The 19,391-nt window shown below is 40.8% G+C and carries 19 protein-coding genes; 12 read left to right on the top strand and 7 right to left on the bottom strand.

Annotation, left to right across the window (positions count from 1 at the left end; all coding sequences use genetic code 11):
- The first annotated feature begins 94 nt into the window (after positions 1-94).
- Together H8B06_RS07240 and H8B06_RS07235 are read left to right on the top strand one after the other, a co-directional pair.
- On the top strand, positions 95-1,936 hold the full coding sequence (locus H8B06_RS07240; RefSeq protein ID WP_190993622.1) for a carbon starvation CstA family protein: 1,842 nt from the start codon (positions 95-97) through the stop codon (positions 1,934-1,936).
- Positions 1,937-1,986: 50 nt separating this feature from the next.
- Positions 1,987-3,057 carry a PA0069 family radical SAM protein gene (locus H8B06_RS07235; protein ID WP_190993621.1) on the top strand — a complete coding sequence of 357 codons (1,071 nt, stop codon included), beginning with the start codon at positions 1,987-1,989 and terminating at the stop codon, positions 3,055-3,057.
- Positions 3,058-3,096: 39 nt separating this feature from the next.
- Here H8B06_RS07235 and H8B06_RS07230 read toward each other — a convergent pair whose 3' ends face one another.
- The gene (locus tag H8B06_RS07230) at positions 3,097-3,501 is read right to left on the bottom strand and encodes a DUF5606 family protein (RefSeq protein ID WP_190993620.1); all 405 of its coding nucleotides are present in this window, start codon (positions 3,499-3,501) and stop codon (positions 3,097-3,099) included.
- 14 nt (positions 3,502-3,515) lie between these two features.
- Entirely contained in the window at positions 3,516-3,974 is a 459-nt protein-coding gene (locus H8B06_RS07225; RefSeq protein ID WP_190993619.1) for a peptidylprolyl isomerase, read from the bottom strand.
- 152 nt (positions 3,975-4,126) lie between these two features.
- On the opposite strand from H8B06_RS07225, the gene radC reads away from it, so the two are divergent.
- Entirely contained in the window at positions 4,127-4,813 is a 687-nt protein-coding gene (radC, locus tag H8B06_RS07220; RefSeq protein WP_190993618.1) for a RadC family protein, read from the top strand.
- A 10-nt stretch (positions 4,814-4,823) separates the two neighbouring features.
- Here the strand turns inward: radC and H8B06_RS07215 are convergent, their stop codons facing one another.
- Positions 4,824-5,438, bottom strand: a complete 615-nt coding sequence (locus tag H8B06_RS07215) for a deoxynucleoside kinase (protein ID WP_190993617.1) — start codon at positions 5,436-5,438, stop codon at positions 4,824-4,826.
- A 97-nt stretch (positions 5,439-5,535) separates the two neighbouring features.
- On the bottom strand, positions 5,536-6,537 hold the full coding sequence (gene trpS, locus H8B06_RS07210; RefSeq protein WP_190993616.1) for a tryptophan--tRNA ligase: 1,002 nt from the start codon (positions 6,535-6,537) through the stop codon (positions 5,536-5,538).
- A 68-nt stretch (positions 6,538-6,605) separates the two neighbouring features.
- On the opposite strand from trpS, the gene H8B06_RS07205 reads away from it, so the two are divergent.
- Complete coding sequence (locus H8B06_RS07205; protein ID WP_190993615.1) at positions 6,606-7,304, top strand: hypothetical protein; 699 nt, start codon at positions 6,606-6,608, stop codon at positions 7,302-7,304.
- Positions 7,305-7,314: 10 nt separating this feature from the next.
- Here H8B06_RS07205 and mazG read toward each other — a convergent pair whose 3' ends face one another.
- A complete protein-coding gene (mazG, locus tag H8B06_RS07200; RefSeq protein ID WP_190993614.1) occupies positions 7,315-8,118 on the bottom strand; it encodes a nucleoside triphosphate pyrophosphohydrolase in 804 nt (267 codons plus the stop codon).
- Between the two features lie 142 nt (positions 8,119-8,260).
- Between mazG and H8B06_RS07195 the strand changes: the two genes are divergently transcribed.
- The 5 genes from H8B06_RS07195 (at position 8,261) to H8B06_RS07175 (ending at position 12,880) form a co-directional block, all read left to right on the top strand.
- Positions 8,261-8,572, top strand: coding sequence for a hypothetical protein (locus tag H8B06_RS07195; protein WP_190993613.1), 312 nt, complete (start codon positions 8,261-8,263; stop codon positions 8,570-8,572).
- A gap of 32 nt (positions 8,573-8,604) precedes the next feature.
- Positions 8,605-9,165, top strand: a complete 561-nt coding sequence (locus H8B06_RS07190; protein WP_190993612.1) for a Crp/Fnr family transcriptional regulator — start codon at positions 8,605-8,607, stop codon at positions 9,163-9,165.
- Between the two features lie 93 nt (positions 9,166-9,258).
- Positions 9,259-10,647 (top strand): TolC family protein, encoded by a 1,389-nt coding sequence (locus H8B06_RS07185; RefSeq protein WP_190993611.1) that lies wholly within the window; start codon positions 9,259-9,261, stop codon positions 10,645-10,647.
- Positions 10,648-10,734: 87 nt separating this feature from the next.
- A complete protein-coding gene (locus H8B06_RS07180) occupies positions 10,735-11,691 on the top strand; it encodes an HlyD family secretion protein (RefSeq protein ID WP_190993610.1) in 957 nt (318 codons plus the stop codon).
- 13 nt (positions 11,692-11,704) lie between these two features.
- Complete coding sequence (locus H8B06_RS07175) at positions 11,705-12,880, top strand: ABC transporter permease (RefSeq protein WP_190993609.1); 1,176 nt, start codon at positions 11,705-11,707, stop codon at positions 12,878-12,880.
- Here the strand turns inward: H8B06_RS07175 and H8B06_RS07170 are convergent.
- Positions 12,855-15,023: a S46 family peptidase gene (locus H8B06_RS07170; protein ID WP_190993608.1), complete on the bottom strand. Its 2,169-nt coding sequence runs from the start codon at positions 15,021-15,023 to the stop codon at positions 12,855-12,857. The genes H8B06_RS07175 and H8B06_RS07170 overlap by 26 nt on opposite strands.
- A 169-nt stretch (positions 15,024-15,192) precedes the next feature.
- On the opposite strand from H8B06_RS07170, the gene H8B06_RS07165 reads away from it, so the two are divergent.
- Entirely contained in the window at positions 15,193-16,134 is a 942-nt protein-coding gene (locus tag H8B06_RS07165) for a hydrogen peroxide-inducible genes activator (protein ID WP_190993607.1), read from the top strand.
- A 64-nt stretch (positions 16,135-16,198) separates the two neighbouring features.
- Positions 16,199-17,941, top strand: a complete 1,743-nt coding sequence (locus H8B06_RS07160) for a chloride channel protein (RefSeq protein ID WP_223857517.1) — start codon at positions 16,199-16,201, stop codon at positions 17,939-17,941.
- A 53-nt stretch (positions 17,942-17,994) separates the two neighbouring features.
- Here H8B06_RS07160 and H8B06_RS07155 read toward each other — a convergent pair whose 3' ends face one another.
- Complete coding sequence (locus tag H8B06_RS07155) at positions 17,995-18,579, bottom strand: riboflavin synthase (RefSeq protein ID WP_190993605.1); 585 nt, start codon at positions 18,577-18,579, stop codon at positions 17,995-17,997.
- A gap of 319 nt (positions 18,580-18,898) precedes the next feature.
- Between H8B06_RS07155 and rlmH the strand changes: the two genes are divergently transcribed.
- Complete coding sequence (gene rlmH / locus H8B06_RS07150) at positions 18,899-19,372, top strand: 23S rRNA (pseudouridine(1915)-N(3))-methyltransferase RlmH (protein ID WP_190993604.1); 474 nt, start codon at positions 18,899-18,901, stop codon at positions 19,370-19,372.
- Positions 19,373-19,391: the final 19 nt, after the last annotated feature.

The following is a 19,391-nucleotide window of genomic DNA, read 5'->3' as shown; positions in this document are numbered from 1 at the left end:
AAAAAACATAAATGTTGCTTTTCCGATAAATGCAGAATTTGATTTGTAAATAAAAATATTTAATATTGCCTTTACAGTTATAATCCTGTTCTTAATGGAATATTTAAACGGCATTAATGCGCTTACCCTAGTATTTGTAGCACTATTACTATTTGCAATCGCTTACCGCTTTTATGGCATTTTTATGGCGAATAAAGTGTTACGCCTCAACGCAAAGAATGTAACCCCCGCGATAGAATTTGCCGATGGTAAAGATTATGTGGCAACCAACAAGAATGTCCTTTTCGGGCACCATTTTGCGGCCATTGCCGCGGCTGGACCGCTTGTGGGTCCGGTGCTTGCTGCACAGTTTGGCTATCTTCCCGGAACATTGTGGATCTTGATAGGTTGTGTATTAGCGGGGGGAGTACACGACATGGTGGTGCTTTTCGCATCCGTAAGGCATAAAGGGGAAAGCTTGGCTACGATAGCAGGAAAGGAAATTGGCAAGGCCACGGGCTTGATCACAGGTTTTGCTGTACTGTTTATTTTGATTTTGACCCTCGCCGGACTGTCGCTGGCTTGTATCAGCGCGATGCACGAAGCTTCCTGGTCGCTGTTCACCGTCATTGCCACCATGCCGATAGCTATCCTCATGGGATTAATTATGCGTTATCGCAAAAATAGCGTCACGTTTGCCAGTATTATCGGTGGGGTCTTACTGATTGCCAGCATCGTGGGCGGACACGAACTCATGCAGATTGCTTCCATCAGTAACCTGTTTCATTGGCGGGTAGAGACGATATCGATTGCCATCACCGTGTATGGTTTTTTGGCATCGGTTCTGCCCGTATGGTTGCTCTTGGTTCCACGGGATTATTTGTCCACCTATTTAAAGATCGGTACAATCCTGATGTTGGCTATCGGGATTATCTTTGTACAACCAACGATTGAAATGCCCGCCGTTACGGCATTTATCCATGGGGGAGGTCCGGTAATCGGAGGTCCCGTTTTGCCTTTTATCTTTATCGTTATAGCCTGTGGAGCGATTTCGGGTTTTCATGCGGTAATCGCGACAGGTACGACACCTAAGATGTTGACCAATGAGAAGGAAATTCTTTTCGTAGGATACGGCGCGATGCTTGTGGAAGGGTTTGTGGCATTGATGGCATTGATAGCTGCTTGTACATTGGTTCCCGGCGATTATTTTGCCATCAATACCCCAAAAGAAATGTACGAATCGTTTATTGCGGCCAATCCCCATCTTCAGCCTGTAGATTTAGCACATTTTAGCGAGAAAATCGGTGTAGACCTGCAGGGTAGGACAGGAGGGGCAGTTTCACTGGCAGTGGGTATGGCCCATATATTCAATAAAATACCGTTTATGGATGATGTGATGGCGTATTGGTATAACTTTGCCATCATGTTTGAAGCGGTTTTTATTTTAACAGCAATAGATGCGGGTACGAGAGTAGGCCGATTCTTCTTGCAGGAAATGTTGGGTACGGTGATGCCGAAGTTTAGTGACAAAACCTGGATGCCGGGCATCATTATCAGCAGCTTGATGTTTACATTTGCATGGGGATATTTGGTTTATACGGGGAATGTCAGTAGTATATGGCCGTTATTTGGTATTAGCAACCAGTTACTGGCAGCTTGCGGACTTATCGTTTGTACAACGATGTTGATCCGTATTAATCGTGGAAAGTATGCACTTTGTGCGGCAATTCCTGGTGTATTTATGGCGATCATTACCTTTTGGGCGGGTTATGAACAAATCCGATATATCTACCTGCCAGAAGGTCAATATTTATTGGCATCACTAGCATTGTTGGCGATGGTTTTAATGCTCATTGTTTTTTTGAACACCTTTAAAAGATGGCACCGTTTAACCAAAATGGAAGCTGATAAGGTAGATAGTTACGGTGATACCGTGAAGGAACTGGTGGAACGTTAAATAAAATAAATCTGTAGATAAAAAAACTAATATTTTTAGTATTTTTGTCTATGGACTCAAATGAAGAAACATATTTTAAGGGGCGGGGCGCACAGGTAAATCCTAATAACAAATTTTTTGAACAACGCTATGTGCAAGAATATATAGAGGGATTGGATGAAGTCTTTCTATCGTCTGCGTCCACAAAAATTATAGCGACCTATCCGAAAGCGATTTTGTCTAAGGTAAATAGTCCGGATCTAGGGTTTTACCGATCTTTAAATCCATATCAGGGTTGTGAACATGGCTGTATTTATTGCTATGCCCGGAATTCACATGAGTATTGGGGATATAGTGCAGGGTTGGATTTCGAACGAAAGATTTTGGTGAAGTATAATGCGGTGGAGTTGTTGGAAAAAGAATTTGATCGAAAGAGCTATGTTCCAGAACCCATCTTCATGTCGGGAAATACGGATTGTTATCAACCTGTCGAAAGAAAATTGAAGATCACCCGCCAGCTGTTAACTACTTTTCTAACCTATAAGCATCCTGTTTCTATCATCAGCAAGAACGTACTGATGCTGCGTGATTTGGATATCTTGGCAGCACTTGCTGAGGCGGAGTTAGTTAGCGTATCGGTCACGATCAATAGCCTGCGCGAAGAGGTGAGAAGGAGGATGGAACCACGGACTGCGACGGCAGCAGCAAGATTAAAGCTGATTGAAAAATTGGCAGAGAAGAATATACCCGTCTCCTTGATGATTGCCCCCATTGTGCCGGGAATAAATAGCGATGAGATGCCAGCATTGATAAAACGCGCAGCAGATGTAGGCGCCAAATGGGCTAGCTATACCATTGTACGACTAAATGGGGCGATAGCCGATATCTTTACAGACTGGGTTTACAAAAATTATCCTGATGGGGCGGAAAAGATCATACATGGTATAGAAGCTTGCCATGGTGGTAAACTCAACGATAGTCAATGGGGCAGGAGGATTCGAGGGGATGGTGAAACCGCAGAAGGAATACGGCAATTATTCAAGGTAGCAGTTAAAAAGTATATGGGACTACAGGCTTATCCCGTTTTACGTACGGATTTATTTGAAAGGCCCAATCGCGATGCACAAATGCGGTTATTTTGATAGTAGTGGAGACGCATGGTTGCGCCTCCAACTTATTTTTTATTGCTGAATCGGTTCCGGAGCGTCCTCATTAAATAAAGGAAGCTCTTTGATGATATTGTACCAAGATATAATTTTCTTCATGTCAGAGGCATATACCCTCGACTCATCATGTCCAGGCGCTACTTCGCGAAAGAATGCGCGTAAAGCTTTCCCGTCTTTAATATCGGGCATATCTCCACCTTTTTCTTTAATGGTTTCGAATACATCCAATAGCCGTATTTCGTCCTCCTCACCATAGATGGTAATATCTTCCAAAGTGGCCATCTTGGTTGTGGATAGGTTGACCGTGGATTTGATTTTCTTATCGTCTAATGTTTCTAAGATAAATCCACTTTTACTTTGTCCGATCAATTTAAAAAGACCTGGTTTTCCCGTAACTGATACTAAAGCTCTTAAGTTCATGTCTATTTAGGTTATTATTCTTCAATAACTTCCACTCCTAAAATGCGATCTCCCTGACGGATATCATCCACAACATCTACATTCTCAATAACTTTGCCGAAACATGTATGGTTGCGGTCTAGATGTGCCGTGTTGTTGCGGCTGTGACATATAAAAAATTGTGAACCACCTGTATTTCTACCAGCGTGTGCCATCGATAATACACCCCGATCATGATATTGGTTCTCGCCGGTCAATTCACAGTCGATTTTGTAACCAGGACCTCCCGTGCCGGGCACACCGGTTGCTCCCTCACGTGTGTTGGGACAGCCACCCTGAATCACGAAATCGGGGATAACCCTATGGAATGCTAAATCGTCATAATAACCTGATTTTGCTAATTTGATAAAGTTGGCTACCGTATTAGGAGCGTCTTCCGTGTAAAACTGCACGGTCATGTCGCCTTTTTCTGTCTTGATAATCGCTTTACTCATTGTTTTGATATTTATATGGAATTGCAAAGATAAAATTTCTCAACGAAATGCGGGCTCGAATCGGTTAAGAATTGTTAATGCGTTTTATATGAATGGATTTGTTTTTACTAAAAAAAGTAGTAATTTTAACATACCGTTATATACTTGTTGACATGGAAAAACTAATTATTCGGGAATGGTCAGAAGCCGACCGTCCACGTGAAAAATTATTGGAACAAGGTCGAAGAGCCTTGTCAGATGCGGAACTGATGGCGATACTGATCGGCTCTGGTTCAAGAAAAGAAACTGCTGTCGAACTCTGTCGGCGGATACTATCCGATGCCCAAAACAATTTAAATAATATCTCCAGATTAGAGGTGCCAGATTTATGCCGTTATCGCGGCATAGGAGAGGCAAAAGCTATTAGTATCATTGCCGCCTTGGAATTGGGCCGCCGCCGAAAAGAGATGGAACCCGAAGCGATTCCCGTCTTGAATAGTAGCCGGAAGGTTTACGATTATTTTGGAGCCTATATCCAGGATTTGCCCCATGAGGAGTTTTGGGTACTTTATTTAAACACGGGCTGCAAATTGTTAGATAAGAAAATAATAGGGCGCGGAGGCAATGATGCGACACCAGTAGATGTGCGGGTTATTCTACGATTTGCTTTGCAAGTACAAGCTAACTCCCTTATTTTGATTCACAATCATCCATCGGGTACGCTGCGGGCCAGCAATGCGGATAAAATAATTACAAAAAGAATTGTTGCAGCCGCAGAGTTGATGGAAATCCGGGTGAACGATCATATTATCTTCACGGATACTTCTTATCTCAGTTTTCGTGATGAAGGATTGTTGTAAAAATGTTGGGCTAAAATAGCCCGAACATTTCCGCTTCTATTTTTTGGATAATATGGCCTAAGTCTTCAGGCTTGCTAGCGAAGTCGAGGTTGTCCTTGTCTAAAACTAACAGCTTTCCATCGTTATAATTGCCTATCCACTTTTCATATTTTTCATTGAGTTTGGATAGGTAATCTAAACGGATAGCCGATTCATAATCGCGTCCCCTCTTTTGGATATTGCTGACCAATGTCGGTACAGAAGCCCGTAGGTAAATCAATAAATCAGGAGGTTTGATGTAATGAACGATACTTTGGAAAATATTGCTATAGTTCTCAAAATCACGCGCACTCATCAGCCCCATGTCATATAGGTTCTCTGCGAAAATATAGGCATCCTCATAAATTGTCCGATCTTGAACCATATGAATGCCCCGGTTCTGTAAATCCACAATATGCCTAAAACGGCTGTTTAAAAAGAATATCTGCAGATTAAATGCCCACCGTTTCATATCCGCATAGAAGTCCTCTAGATAAGGATTGTCTTCCACAGCTTCAAATTGTGCTTCAAAATTAAGATGACGTGCAATCAATTCTGTTAAAGTGGTTTTTCCTGCTCCGATATTTCCTACAATTGCTATGTGCATGTTGAATGAATGACGAATTATAAATTATGAGTTTTGCATGATGAATCATCAAGTTCCTCGTTACAAAAAATGAACCAAGAATCGCCGAACTCAACTTTTAATACAACTTCTTGATCCCAATGATTTCGCGCACTTCCCTAATTGTTTTACGTGCGCTTTCACTTGCCTTCTCCGCACCCATCCGAATGACTTTTTTGACGTATTCGTCGTCGTTTGAAATTTCATGGATGCGTGAACGAACGGGTTCGGTTGCCAGCACCATATCTTCGGCAAGCTGTTTTTTGAAATCTCCATAACGAATTTCACATTTGTTGTACAGATCTTCGAAATGTTGTAAAGTGTCCGGTGTCGATACAACTTTCATCAAATCAAACAAATTCTGTATAGGCTCTGGCTTTACTTGATTCATTTCGGTAGGTCCAGCGTCAGATACCGCTCGCATCACTTTTTTACGGATAACCTCAGGAGAATCACTTAGATAAACGCAGCTAGCTTCACCATTTGATTTTCCCATTTTTCCGTTACCATCCAGCCCTGGAATTTTAACCAATTTATCACTGTAAGAAAAAGCAAAAGCCTCCTTAAAATATTCTACGTTATATAATCTGTTAAAACGGTTACCAAACGTACGTGTCATTTCTAAATGCTGTTCCTGATCTTTTCCAACGGGAACCTTGGTGCCATGATGAATTAAGATATCACATGCCATAAGCACTGGGTACGTTAAAAGTCCAGCATTAACATTGTCCGGATTAGCACGAACTTTATCTTTGAATGCAGTAGCTCTCTCCAATTCGCCCAAATACGCATTCATATTCATGTATAGGTAGAGCTCCGCTACTTCCGGAACATCCGATTGTACATATATGGTGGATTGTTCGGGATCGATACCTGCTGCTAAATATTCTACCGCAACTTCTCTTACCGTACGGTTGAGGTGTTCGGGAGTAGGATGTGTCGTTAAAGAATGTAAATCAGCTATAAAAAAGAAGCAGTTGTATTCGTGCTGCATTTTGACGAAATTACGCAATGCTCCATAGTAGTTGCCCAAATGTAACTTACCGGTACTTCTGATACCGCTAACAACAGTTTCTTTCATGTCGCGAATTTACGGATTAATTGGTAATTAAAGGCAAGGTCAGTATATTAGTTTTTTAAATGGAGATTATGCGGATTAAACGAATTTCAATAGGAATGTTCATGTTAATGTCTGCGATAAACGGGGCATTAGCACAAACCAAAACGTGGACATTCGACGATGAGTTGTGTACATATAAAGGCTATTACGACAACCAAAAATATACCGAGAAACAACTCGCCGATACGTACAATCTTTTTCGTACCAGTCATTATGTTCATGATAGCGGTACATTCGAAGAGTTAACTGCCCGATATGATAGTGCGATACATTATGTCAAAGATTTACAGATTGTTCAAACACATTATTTCCAAGGTTTAAAGAAAGACGTATTGCAGTATCTGCAAGAGACGTACGCGTTAAAGAAGGTACAAAAGAACGCGAAACAAGATACTAAATCTTTAATAATGGCCGTGAAGGAAGATACGAAAGCCCGGCAATATGCGGAAGCCTTGCACAAGGGAGGAGATGATTTACTGGAAGCCTACGAACAAGTGATAAAAATGCAGATGGAAAATAATAGTACACCGGAATATTTATGGCATAACTATGAAACGACCATGAAACATGCAGATAGACTAGATCGTGCGTTTGATTATGTATTGGTGTACGGTTGGTGGAATAGTGCGAACAACTTAGTGCATCATATCAATTATGATGGTACACAAATGAAACAGTTTCAAAGACTGTTTATTAAAACAGAGACGTTAGACTGTGACGAGCCTTGATATCTCCAATTTATAATTTTTTCGCTTCGTTCCAATACACGTCCATTTCATCCAAAGTCATTTCTTTGAGATGCTTTCCATTTTCAGTGGCCCGTTTTTCCAAATGACTGAATCGCTGTATAAATTTTTTATTTGTACGTTCTAGTGCATTTTCAGGATTAATGCCGAGGTGCCGTGCGTAATTAATTAAGGAAAATAGCAGATCACCAAACTCCGCTTCCGCCTTTTCCTGATCAACGATCACGTCTTCTGTGAGGTTGAATTCGTTTTTAAATTCGGCTAGTTCTTCTTCTACTTTTTTCCAAACTTCTGTTTTATCATCCCAATCAAAGCCGACACCGCGGACTTTATCCTGTATACGATATGCTTTAACAAGTGCAGGTAATCCCTTTGGTACACCGGATAGTACCGATTTACTACCTTCTTTTAATTTGATGGCCTCCCAGTTGTTTTTAACATCGTCCTCATTTTCGACCTGTGTATCAGCATAGATGTGCGGATGCCGTACCACCAGCTTGTCACAGATTGCGTTCAATACGTCTACTATATTAAACTGCTGTTGCTCATCGGCAATCTTGGCGTAGAAAATAAGATGTAGCATCACATCGCCAAGCTCTTTTTTTATCTCATTATAATCTTTTTCCAGAATCGCATCGGTAAGCTCATAAAGCTCTTCCATAGTGAGATGTCGTAGGGATTCCATCGTTTGCTTGCGATCCCAAGGGCAGGCTATACGGAGGGTATCTAAGATAGTGATTAACCTTTCGAAGGCTTTTCCAGAAGTGTATTGCGGTTTGGGTACAGGGTATGCCATAATTGTTTTTTCGACCTAATTAACAATGCTGCTCAAAGCTAGCCAAAAAAATACGAAAACAGAACAGCCCTTTGGCGTGTTATCTTAATAGATGTTATAAAATAAAATTCGTTAAACCGCGAAGCAGTTAAAAATAGATATTATGGAAACAAAACACAATTATGAAACAACAGATGTTGCATTGGCCAAATTAAAAGAAATGGGGTATAGTGTAGATTTTAATGTGGAGTTTGACGAAATATTAGCGGACGCCGAAAATTACCAAATTGATCATCTTTATCGTTATGAAGGAGAATCCAATCCCGATGATGAGTCAACCGTATATGGTATTTCAAATAGTAACAATGGCAAAAAAGGGGTGTTTGTTGCCGGAAATCTGTCCTTAATAGAAGGTAAAAAAAGAGATATTATATTAGCCTTAGAAATTAAATATAAAGCCGGGCAGCAAGTATAGGTTTTTTTATACAAAAAACCTTATTTTAGGGAATGCAGTTAATTCCCTATTTAAAGACTACGTTCGGGCTGACAGATGATTTGCTGGAACATCTTGAACAGGTGTCAATCACGAAAACATATGTTAAAAAAGATATTATTTTAGATGCGGGGCACTATTCGCGGAATATCTTTTTCATTGAGCAGGGGCTTGTCCGGATGTTTTATTATAAATCAGGTAAGGGTATAACCCATTATTTTTTTTCAGAACATACTTTTGCCGCAGGTACCGAAAGTGTATTCTATCACAAAAAATCAATGTATGGTATGGAAACGCTCGAACCTTCAACTATTACCCTGATCCCCTTTGACGCCATCGAGAAGCTCGCATCTCATTCCATAGCCATGAATAGATTGATACAAACGATACTGTTACAGGCATTGATTGGATTCTCTACCCGATTACAGAGTCTGCAATTTGAAACAGCACAAGAACGTTATCAAAAATTGATGGAGCAGCATCCCGATATACTCTTGAGAGCCCCATTGGGAGATATCGCTTCTTATTTAGGGATTTCCCAACCGACACTCAGCGTCATTAGAGCACAGCGTTAGTTTGATACCGCGTGTTGATCTTTTTTTAAGATATCTTAAAAAAAGCAAACCGTATTAACCGGATATTTGTTTCGCAATAAATACATAAAGGTTATGCACAAAAAATGGGTATGGATCTTTATCCTGTCTAGTGTGATTTTTCAGCAAACAGGACGAACACAATCCAATATAGATCCAAAAGTTAAAGAAATTATCCAGCAGTCGTTCCAGACCAATAAGGATTTGCAGCTCAAAAGTTACGAAGTTGACAAAGCCAATCTGGAAGCGGAAGGAGTGAAGGCCAATAAGCTGCCGCATGTTTCGGCTACAGGCTTGTATGGCTTCATGTACAATAATGGAAGTCTCGACATTCCGACATTAAATCTACCGGTATTAAATCTAGGGCTGTTTGAAGGGGCAACAGATTTCAATCTCCGGTCGCAGGCAGCGTATGCAGGTGTGTCTGTAAAACAGGTTATTTTCTCGGGATTGCAGATTCCTAACGGCGAACGGGCTTTGAAAGAAAAGGCCCGCGCACAAAGCTATCTAGCGGAGGCGGGAAAAGAGGGAATGGCTAAGGAAATTGCGACTACGTTTGATCAATTGATGTTGTTGGACGAAGTGGATAAGCTAATTGAAGATTCCGAGCGGAGGTTGAAAAAAGAGCAGGCGAAAGTGAATAGGGCTATCGAAAATGGTTTGGCTATTCCGTATGATCGCGATAAGCTAAAACTTGCCCTATTAGAGTTGGAAGAAAAGAAAGTTGAGCTTACTGGTAATCGTGCATTACTGGTTAAAAAAATACAACAGGAAACAGGATTACGCGCATCAGCGGTGGAAGAAGTCGGGTACGACCTTTTGCCCATCTACTTATCGGATGTGCCAGCAGGCGTAGAAGAACGGTCCGAATTAAAAGCATTGGGTGCGTCATCTAAAGCCTATGAATATTTATATAAAAAAGAAAAAGGAGCTTCGCTACCTACCGTTTTTGCTTTTGGTTCAGCCAGCTATTTAAATCTCCACAATACAAGTTTAACGATTAAAGACAGACCCGTAGTCGGTGATATAGGCCTTTCTACCAACTATTTAAAAGGTAGACCTAACTTTATGGTTGGGGTAGGCGTAAGATGGGATATCTTTAATGGTGGGGAACACCGAAATAAAGTTAAGCAAGTGCAGTTAGACCAAACTATTAACGACATGAAGCTCCTTGATGCAACGGAAAAACTGAATTTATTATTGGATAAAAACAAAGTTAGCTATACCACTGCAAATCAGAAATTAAAAGTAGGAAGCCAGCAGATAAAGGTTGCCGAAAATAATTTACAGATAGCTGCAAAACAGTACGAGGCCGGATTGATTGACGTAACAGAACTATTGGCTACCGAAAATGAATGGTATAAAGTCAATCTCAATTTTTATAGCCATGTTTTGCAGCAACGTGCTGTAGCATTAGAACTATTACACACATCCGGAAAACTATTACAAACCTTATACGAATGAGTGATGAGTAGTGGGATGTTAGACATTAGAAATTTGTAGCTTATAGGGCAGTTTGAGACAGATTATCGATTTTTATAAATACTTGAAATGAAAAAGTTATATTTTTTTCCGCTGATGTTTTTATTTTTTGCTTGCAAAAATGAAATTCGGGAAAAGCCCTTGGAGGGAAAAGTAGAACGCGAGCAGCTAACGATCGTGACCAAAGTTCCCGGAAAAGTAGCAGAAATCCGTGTTCAAGAAGGGGATTTCGTACAGGCCGGCGATACATTGGCAATATTGGATATACCCGAAGTGGATGCAAAAGCAGAACAGGCGCAAGGGGCACTCCAATCTGCAGAAGCACAATATCATATGGCAACAAAAGGTGCTACACGCGGACAATTAGTGCAGTTACAGGCTAAAGTAGATGGCTTAAAAGAGCAATATGATTTCGCTGAAAAATCCATTAATCGGTTGAAAAATCTATTAAGGGACAGTTTAGTATCGCAACAACAATATGATGAAACGTATGCCAAATACCAGGGGGCAAAGAACCAATATCTTGCGGCGCAAGCGGAAATGGAAGAAGCGCGAAATGGTGCTCGTTACGAGCAACAGATAATGGCATTGGGGCAAAAGGAGCGGGCTTTAGGTGCCGTCGCGGAGGTTAAGGTAGCTGCGAGGGAAAAATACCTTATTGCTCCACAGGATATGAGTGTGGAAACCATTAATTTAAACGTTGGCGAGCTGGCTACCGCAGGATATGCTATTATCAATGGTTACATTCATAATAGCACTTATTTCCGCTTTACCGTACCGGAAAATAGAGTGGGTAAATTAAGTAGAGGTAGTGAAGTTACCCTACATGTTCCTTATCTAGATAATAAGGAGATTAAAGGCAGGATAGTAGCCCTGAAAGCACTGAGCTCTTATGCCAATATTTCTACTGCTTATCCCGATTATGATAACCAACTGACCGTATTTGAGGTTAAAGTGGTGCCGTCAGATCATGCAGCCGTACGCGATTTGTTAACGAAAACGTTGGTTGTTCTTCAAATACAATAGAAAGGATTAGAACGTGAAAAAATTTATAAAACTCATTCAACGCGAGTTTAAGCTGTTTTTCAACAATAGCGTGCTGATGATGCTTTTTATTGGGGCGCCGATTCTATACGGCGTATTGATAGGGCATGTATATCAACAAGGGAAAGTAACCGAAATGCCTATCCTCGTTGTAGATGAGGACAATAGCCCACTAAGTGCCACCTTTGTCGACATGATGAACGATAACGAAAATATCAAGGTTATACGTATGTTGCCGTCGCTGTTTGATTCAAAAGAGATTGCCATCGAACACGATGCCACGGTTATCGTGCATATTCCCAAAGGTTTTGCGGCCGGTGTCCAGCAAAAACGGGTTCCGGAAGTGACCATTTTTGTGGATGGATCGAATACACTGACGTCTAATACAGCAGCCATGGCGGTGAATGTTTGTGCGATGACGCTGAAAGCCGGAGTACAAATCGAAACGCAGATGAAGCAAGGTGTTCCTGCTAAGATTGCGTCCGAACAATACGAACCTTTTAAAACGACCATGGTCAGGCAGAATATACGAAGTGGAAACTATCTGTATTTCATGCTGCCAGGCGTGCTAATTATAGTGTTACAGCAGGTGCTGTTATTAGGGTTGGCGTTATCTTTTTCTTCCGAGTTTGAAAATGGAACCTTCGTCGAATTAGCACAGCAAATGCGAAATCCTGTCGGGCTTATTCTTGTAAAGATTATTCCCTACGTGCTCATGTCTATTGGTATCCTTGTTCTGTATTGGGGTTTTGGAAAATGGTATGATATGCCGCTACATACAGATTTTTGGTGGTTTGCCTTATGTACGTTCGTGTTTATGTTGGCCGTATGTTTTATCGGGATTCTGGTGAGCATTGTTTTGCCATCCCAATTGAAAGCTACGGAAATATTGATGGTGATTGCCACACCCGCCTTTATACTCAGCGGTTTTACCTGGCCATCTAGTTTGATGCCGACATGGGTACAGTTTATTGCGGATGTCATTCCATCTACGCATTACTTACGCATTTTTAGAGTTATGTTTATCCAGCATGGTGAAAATTACCATACCTATAACGGTTTGATAGCGATGGCCATTATAGCTATAGTATGCTTTATTGTAGCGACCGTCGTGCTAGCCGTGAAGATACGGAAAGTAAAAGCTGTCAAATTCCCATTTCCTTCAAAATAAATTGCGCATCATCGATTTTGTCCGCTATCCACAACACGTAACGGATATCCACGCCAATAGAACGACTGTAATCTTCACTCCAGGCAAAATCGTTGATGGTTGCGTCATAAGCGCGGTCAAAGTTGACTCCGATTAATTCGCCATGGGCGTTCATAATCGGTGAGCCTGAGTTTCCGCCAGTGGTATCCATATTATAGAGGATATTTATCGGAACATCATTCAGGTCTTTTTTTAGGTATGCCCCGAAATTTTTTGCCAACCAAGCCGTTTTTATACTTTCGGGGTATTCATATTCAGGTAATCCCGAATTTCCTTTTTCTATAAGTCCTTTTATTGTTGTAAAAGGACGCATATAGGTGGCATCAGCTGGACTATACCCTTTAATGTTTCCGAACGTAAGACGTAGCGTGGAGTTGGCATCTGGAATAAAGTTTTTTGCTTGATATTGTTCTTTGACCACCACATAATCCCCCATAAGTCTGTTCAGCATGCCCTCACGTCGTTTCTGCTCCGCATCGAATGTCTCCCGCTCAACCGCCAACCCTTTTTGCGTCGTTAACAGCTCATCTTTATAATTCTTTAGCGATTGTATATCTTTTAAGATCGTATCGTAGAGCGTCTCTTTACGGTTTAGTTTGGATTTGTCTAATGCGGCAACAATATAATCTCCTGCTTCCTCTTTACGGGTGAAGTTTTTCTTGACAAAATAGTTAAGTTGGTTCGATCCATCCAACTGATAGGCATCTTCAAACATCCGACGAGCTATATTTTTATCGACCGTAAGATCATAACTCCCGTAGATGTTATCCAGGTATTCCTTTACCTGATTGATGTTTAATGCGAATACCTCTTCCTGTGCTTGAAGTCCATTTTGTTTAAGAATGGCTTCTTTAAAATCTTGTATCGTATAGGCTATGCGGAGTAGGGACATACTGCTATAGATATTATTAAACCAAAGTTCTTTGGGGGCCATTTCAAAAACAACCTGATAATGCTTGTCGATATCAGCCATCAATGTACCGTATTTCGCCTGGAGATCGGGTTTGCTCGCAATGAATTTCGTCAATGCCTCATCTTCTTTTCTTTTGCTACCCACTAGATCCAGATTTTGCAGACCTTTTAGTTTCCCGCGATAGTTTTTCATGACGTTCGCATTTCGTTTGATGCGTGTTGCGAGTGCTAATTCTGTTTTTGGATCCTCTTTTCCTGCCGCAAGCATTTGTTGATTTTGAAAATCATAGAGTTCTGAGGTATAGGGTAATAAATATTTTTGTTGATATTCTACGTACTGGGCAGGGCGGTGTCTAAAGGTTTTGCCGGGATATCCCAATATGAAAACAAAATCATTTTCATTGACGCCTTTGGGATTCACCTTAAGGTGTTTTTTAGGTTGGTATGGCACATTCTCTTTTGCATATTTCGCCGATGAGCCATCTGGGGCTACGTAAGCTCGGAGAAAAGAAAAGTCTCCCGTATGTCGAGGCCACACCCAATTATCTGTTTCCCCTCCAAACTCTCCAATATCTTGCCGGGGAACGTAGACTAAACGTACATCTTCAATAGTTTGATATCGGAAAAGCACATAACTTTTGCCGATAAACATTTCGGATACTTCGGCCTTAATGGTCGGATCTTCCGCTTCCGCCCGCTTGGCAATTTCAGATCGCATTTTATGGATGACATTGATGCGTTCTGCCGGATCGTCAATGGAAGCTACCGCATTTAGTATTTCTTCAGATACATCTTCATAAGATTTTGTAATTCGGATAGTTAAGCCTTGCGCTTCAATTTCTTGTTCGTATGTATGCGCAACAAAACCATTTTTTAAGTAGTTAAATTCTGGTGAACTCGCAAGCTGCACCGCACTAAATGCGCAATGGTGGTTCGTAATGATAAGACCGTTGGGGGATACAAAGGATCCTGAACAACCACTTACCTGCACCAATGCATCTACCAGTCCAATTTGTCCCGGGTTATAAATGTCTTTCTCCGCTATTTTTAATCCAGCTTTTTTTAATCCTGCACGGCTAAGCTCGCTAAGCGGAAACATTCCTTCATCAGGAATGGATGCCGAAAAGTTAAATACGCTGGCACCCAATAAAAGAGCACATAACAGACTGCCTTTTGCTTTTAGTTTGATCATAAACTTCTAAATTTTAGCGTTCTCTGCAAAGTTAACAAACATTTCCAATTAGGGTTCTACAGCATAGGAGATTCCCGAACAAGACCCCGCTAACATTTTTTGAAAAAGACTGTTCATTGTCGGATTTCGCTCTCGAAATGACTACCTTTGCATAATTAAAATTGATGGGATGACACTTGTGCAATTGGAATATGTTATAGCTGTAGATACTTATCGTAGTTTTGTTTCCGCAGCGGAGCACTGCTTTGTAACACAGCCTACATTAAGTATGCAGATTCAGAAATTGGAAGAATCGTTAGGAGCGAAAATATTTGATCGGAGTCGGCAGCCTGTTATACCTACTGAAATAGGAGAGAAGATCATCCGACAGGCGCGTTTGGTGCTAAATGAGAGTAAAAAAATAGAAGAGCTATTGCAAACGGAAAGAGGGGTGATTTCTGGTGAATTGAAGCTAGGGGTTATTCCAACGGTGGCACCTTATCTGCTTCCTGACGTGCTAACCAGTATATTGCAACGATATCCTCAATTGCAATTACAAATTTGGGAACATACGACCGAACGAATCATTCAGGATCTTAAAACGGGACGTTTGGATTGTGGGATTGTTTCTACTCCTTTGCAAGAGACAGGTATTGAAGAAACACCGCTATATTACGAGACTTTTGTAGCCTATGTTTCGGAAAAGAGTCCGTTGTTTGAAAAGAAAGTTGCAACGGCCGATGAAATCGCTAATGAAAAGTTGTGGCTTCTTAATGAAGGGCATTGTATGCGCGGACAAGTGCTTAATATTTGTCATTATAAGCATAATCAAGCCGCGAATGGGACATTTGAATATAATACCGGTAGTGTGGAAACACTGAAGCGGATGGTGGATATCAATGGAGGCGTTACTATCCTACCCGAAATGAGTGTGTTGGGCTATGATGAGGACCAGCTTAATCACGTTAGGTATTTTAAGGCACCGGAGCCCGTTCGGGAGATCAGTTTGGTAACGACATCCAACTTTGTACGAAAGCAGGCGGTGAATGCCTTGAAAAATGAAATTTTAGAGGTTATACCTGAGCGTTTTAAAACAAAAAAGAAAAGAGAAGTAATGGGTTTTGACCTCTAGAGGAGGCCATATCGATATGAAGATAAACATTAGGAAGAAATTAGATGAATTAAACCGGTGGCGGATGCAGAAGATTTCAAATCGAAATTTTTTGATCATACTCGCTTTTATCGTCGGAATTATAGGAGGGCTGGCCGCGGCCCTATTGAAGGGTTTGACACATTTTATTGCAGCTACGTTACAGAATGATATTGAGTGGCATTATAAGTATTCTTTTTATCTGATCCTTCCGCTTCTTGGTATTTTGCTGAGTGTGCTGTATGTCCGCAAGTTTCTCAAAAATAAAAAAATGGAACACGGCATCACACCGATTATTTATGCCATATCAAGAAAATCCAGCCGTATAGAACCCCATAATGTTTATTCCCAAATTGTGACAAGTGCGATCACTGTAGGTTTCGGTGGATCGTGTGGCTTGGAAGCACCAATCGCATACAGCGGTTCCGCTATTGGTTCCAATACCGGCCGTTTCTTCGGGCTGCAATACAAGGAAGTTACGATGTTGTTGGCCTGCGGTGCTGCGGCTGGAATAGCAGGAGCATTTAATAGTCCTATAGCCGGGATGATTTTTGCCATTGAGATTTTATTGCCCGAGTTTTCTATACCTGTGTTTATTCCGTTGTTGATTTCTGCGGCATTGGCGTCCGTCGTTTCTCGGTGGCTATACAGCGAACCTCTTTTTCATACAGCGAGTACCGAATGGGAGATAGGAGCACTTATTTTCTATATATTATTGGCGGTCGTTGTTGGGTTGTATACCGTTTATTTTGCAAAAGTAAGCACAACGGTAAAGTCCTGGTTTTCGAAAATCCGTAATCCTTATAACAAAGTGTGGTTTAGTGGTGTATCACTGGGATTGATGATTTTTATTTTTCCAGCGTTATATGGAGAAGGGTACCTTACCATTCAACAAATGTTAGATGGGCAATTTGATGCTATCGTAAAGAACAGCCTTTTTGCAGATTATAGACACATGGGGGGGGTAATTGTATGTTATACCGTATTGACACTATTTGCAAAATCTTTTGCTTCCCTTTTCACATTGAATGGAGGTGGAAACGGTGGGATATTCGGTCCGAGTTTGGTAATGGGGGGGCTTCTGGGGTTCGCTTTTGCCTATGGTATTAATCAGACTGGTATTGTGATGCTCAATGTGCCTAATTTTGTGGTGGCAGGTATGGCAGGGGCATTGGCAGGCATTATGCATGCACCGTTGACAGGTTTGTTTCTGATAGCAGAAATTACCGGAGGATACACACTCATGGTGCCGTTGATGTTGGTGGTGTCGATATCCTACCTTATCAACCGTTCGATACTTAAACATTCTGTTTATACGAAAGTACTGGCTGACTCGGGCGATTTGCTTTCTTATGAAGATAAGGATCGAACGGTACTGAGTATGATGAAGCTTCGGTACGTGTTGGAGACAAATTTTATCATATTGCGACCGCAAGAAACGCCATTAGATAAGAAATCGGATATTATTCATTCAAAACGGAATATATTCCCTATCGTAGACGGCGAAGGAAAGCTGGTCGGGACTATTTACAGCGAACGGCTTTTTTCTATTCTATTGGGAGAAGAAGAAGGAGTTGATAAAACTTTCGACCAATTGGCTCAAAAGCCAAACGACGTGGTACGCGACAAGGAGAATATGGAAATCGTGATGACGAAGATGAATAAAGACGATGTATGGATATTGCCCGTTGTGGACGAAAATGATCGCTATCTGGGATTTATTTCAAAATCCAGCGTATTCAACAAATATAGGGCCTTATTAGTTCGGCAAGGGCATTATTTGGAATAGGAAGTTAAGGGGTTAAGAAGTTAGACTTTTCTAACTCTCTAACATTTAACTCTCTAACCTCTTAATATTTTCGCTACATACTTTCCTATAATATCAAATTCCAGATTAACGGTGTCACCCACGTTAACCTGTTGCAGGTTGGTATGTTCAATTGTGTATGGAATAATAGCTACAGAAAATTGATTGATTAATGAATTGACCACAGTCAGACTAATTCCGTTTACCGTAATGGAGCCTTTTTCCACCGTGATGTTTTGTTCTTGAGGTTCATAGGTAAAGGTGAAAAGCCAGCTACCGTGTTGTTCTTCCTTTGCAATACATCGTGCTGTTTGATCTACATGTCCCTGCACAATGTGACCGTCGAATCGACCATTAGCGGGCGTACAACGCTCTAGATTAACCAAATCACCAATTTTTAACGCACTTAAATTGGATTTCAGCAATGTTTCCTGTATCGCTGTTACTTTGTGAACGTCCTCTTCGATTCCTACAACCGTTAAGCATACACCATTATGAGACACGCTTTGGTCAATCTTCAGTTCATTAGAAATATGGGATTGTACAAAAAAGTGCAGATTCCCTAATTCTTTTTCGATCTTGGTAACTGTTCCTACAGTTTCAATAATGCCGGTAAACATAATCTTCGTCTTTTTGCAAAGGTAACTTTTTTATATGGGATGTTGTAGAAACTTGGCCTCCTCAGCGACAAGATTCTTCTTTCTCGGAAAAAAAGAAGCAGAAAATTTGGGAGGTATAATAATTATATTATACCTTTGTGACAGGTTTAGGTTGATTATCCCGTTTACGGGATCATATTTTTAAAGCTTGGGAAATCGCCAGATTATTCCCAGGCTTTTTTATTTTATAAAGTGAGAAAGTTAAATAGTTAAAAAGTGAGTAGAGTTCTAACTTTATAACCTACGCTAACTTTATAACTCTTTTTAAAAAAGCTAAAAAATGAAAATAACGTTATTGTGTATCGGAAAAACGGATGAGAATTTTGTCAAAACAGGTATAGAAAACTACGTGAAGCGGCTAAAACATTACATTCATTTTGATATTTCCGTTATTCCCGACATTAAAAATGCTAAACACCTCACGCAAGAGCAACAAAGGGCTAAAGAAGGGGAGCTTATCTTAAAACAATTGAACAATGGAGATTTTGTGGTACTCTTAGATGAACGTGGAAAAACCTTCAGTTCTGTGGAGTTTGCGAAATTTGTGGAACAAAAAATGATTGGTTCGGTTCAGCATATCGTGTTTATTATTGGCGGGCCTTATGGTTTTTCGGAAGACCTATATCATCGGGCAAATCAACAATTATCGTTGTCGAAAATGACATTTTCCCATCAAATGGTTCGTCTGTTTTTTGTAGAACAGCTTTATCGGGCATTTACTATCCTGCGAGGCGAGCCCTATCATCACGAATAAATAATTTTTTATGTAAATT

The sequence above is a fragment of the Sphingobacterium micropteri genome, from assembly GCF_014692515.1.
Taxonomy (GTDB): domain Bacteria; phylum Bacteroidota; class Bacteroidia; order Sphingobacteriales; family Sphingobacteriaceae; genus Sphingobacterium; species Sphingobacterium micropteri.
Note: the sequence above shows the minus strand (reverse complement) of the source record. Positions and strands in the feature narration are given on the sequence as shown.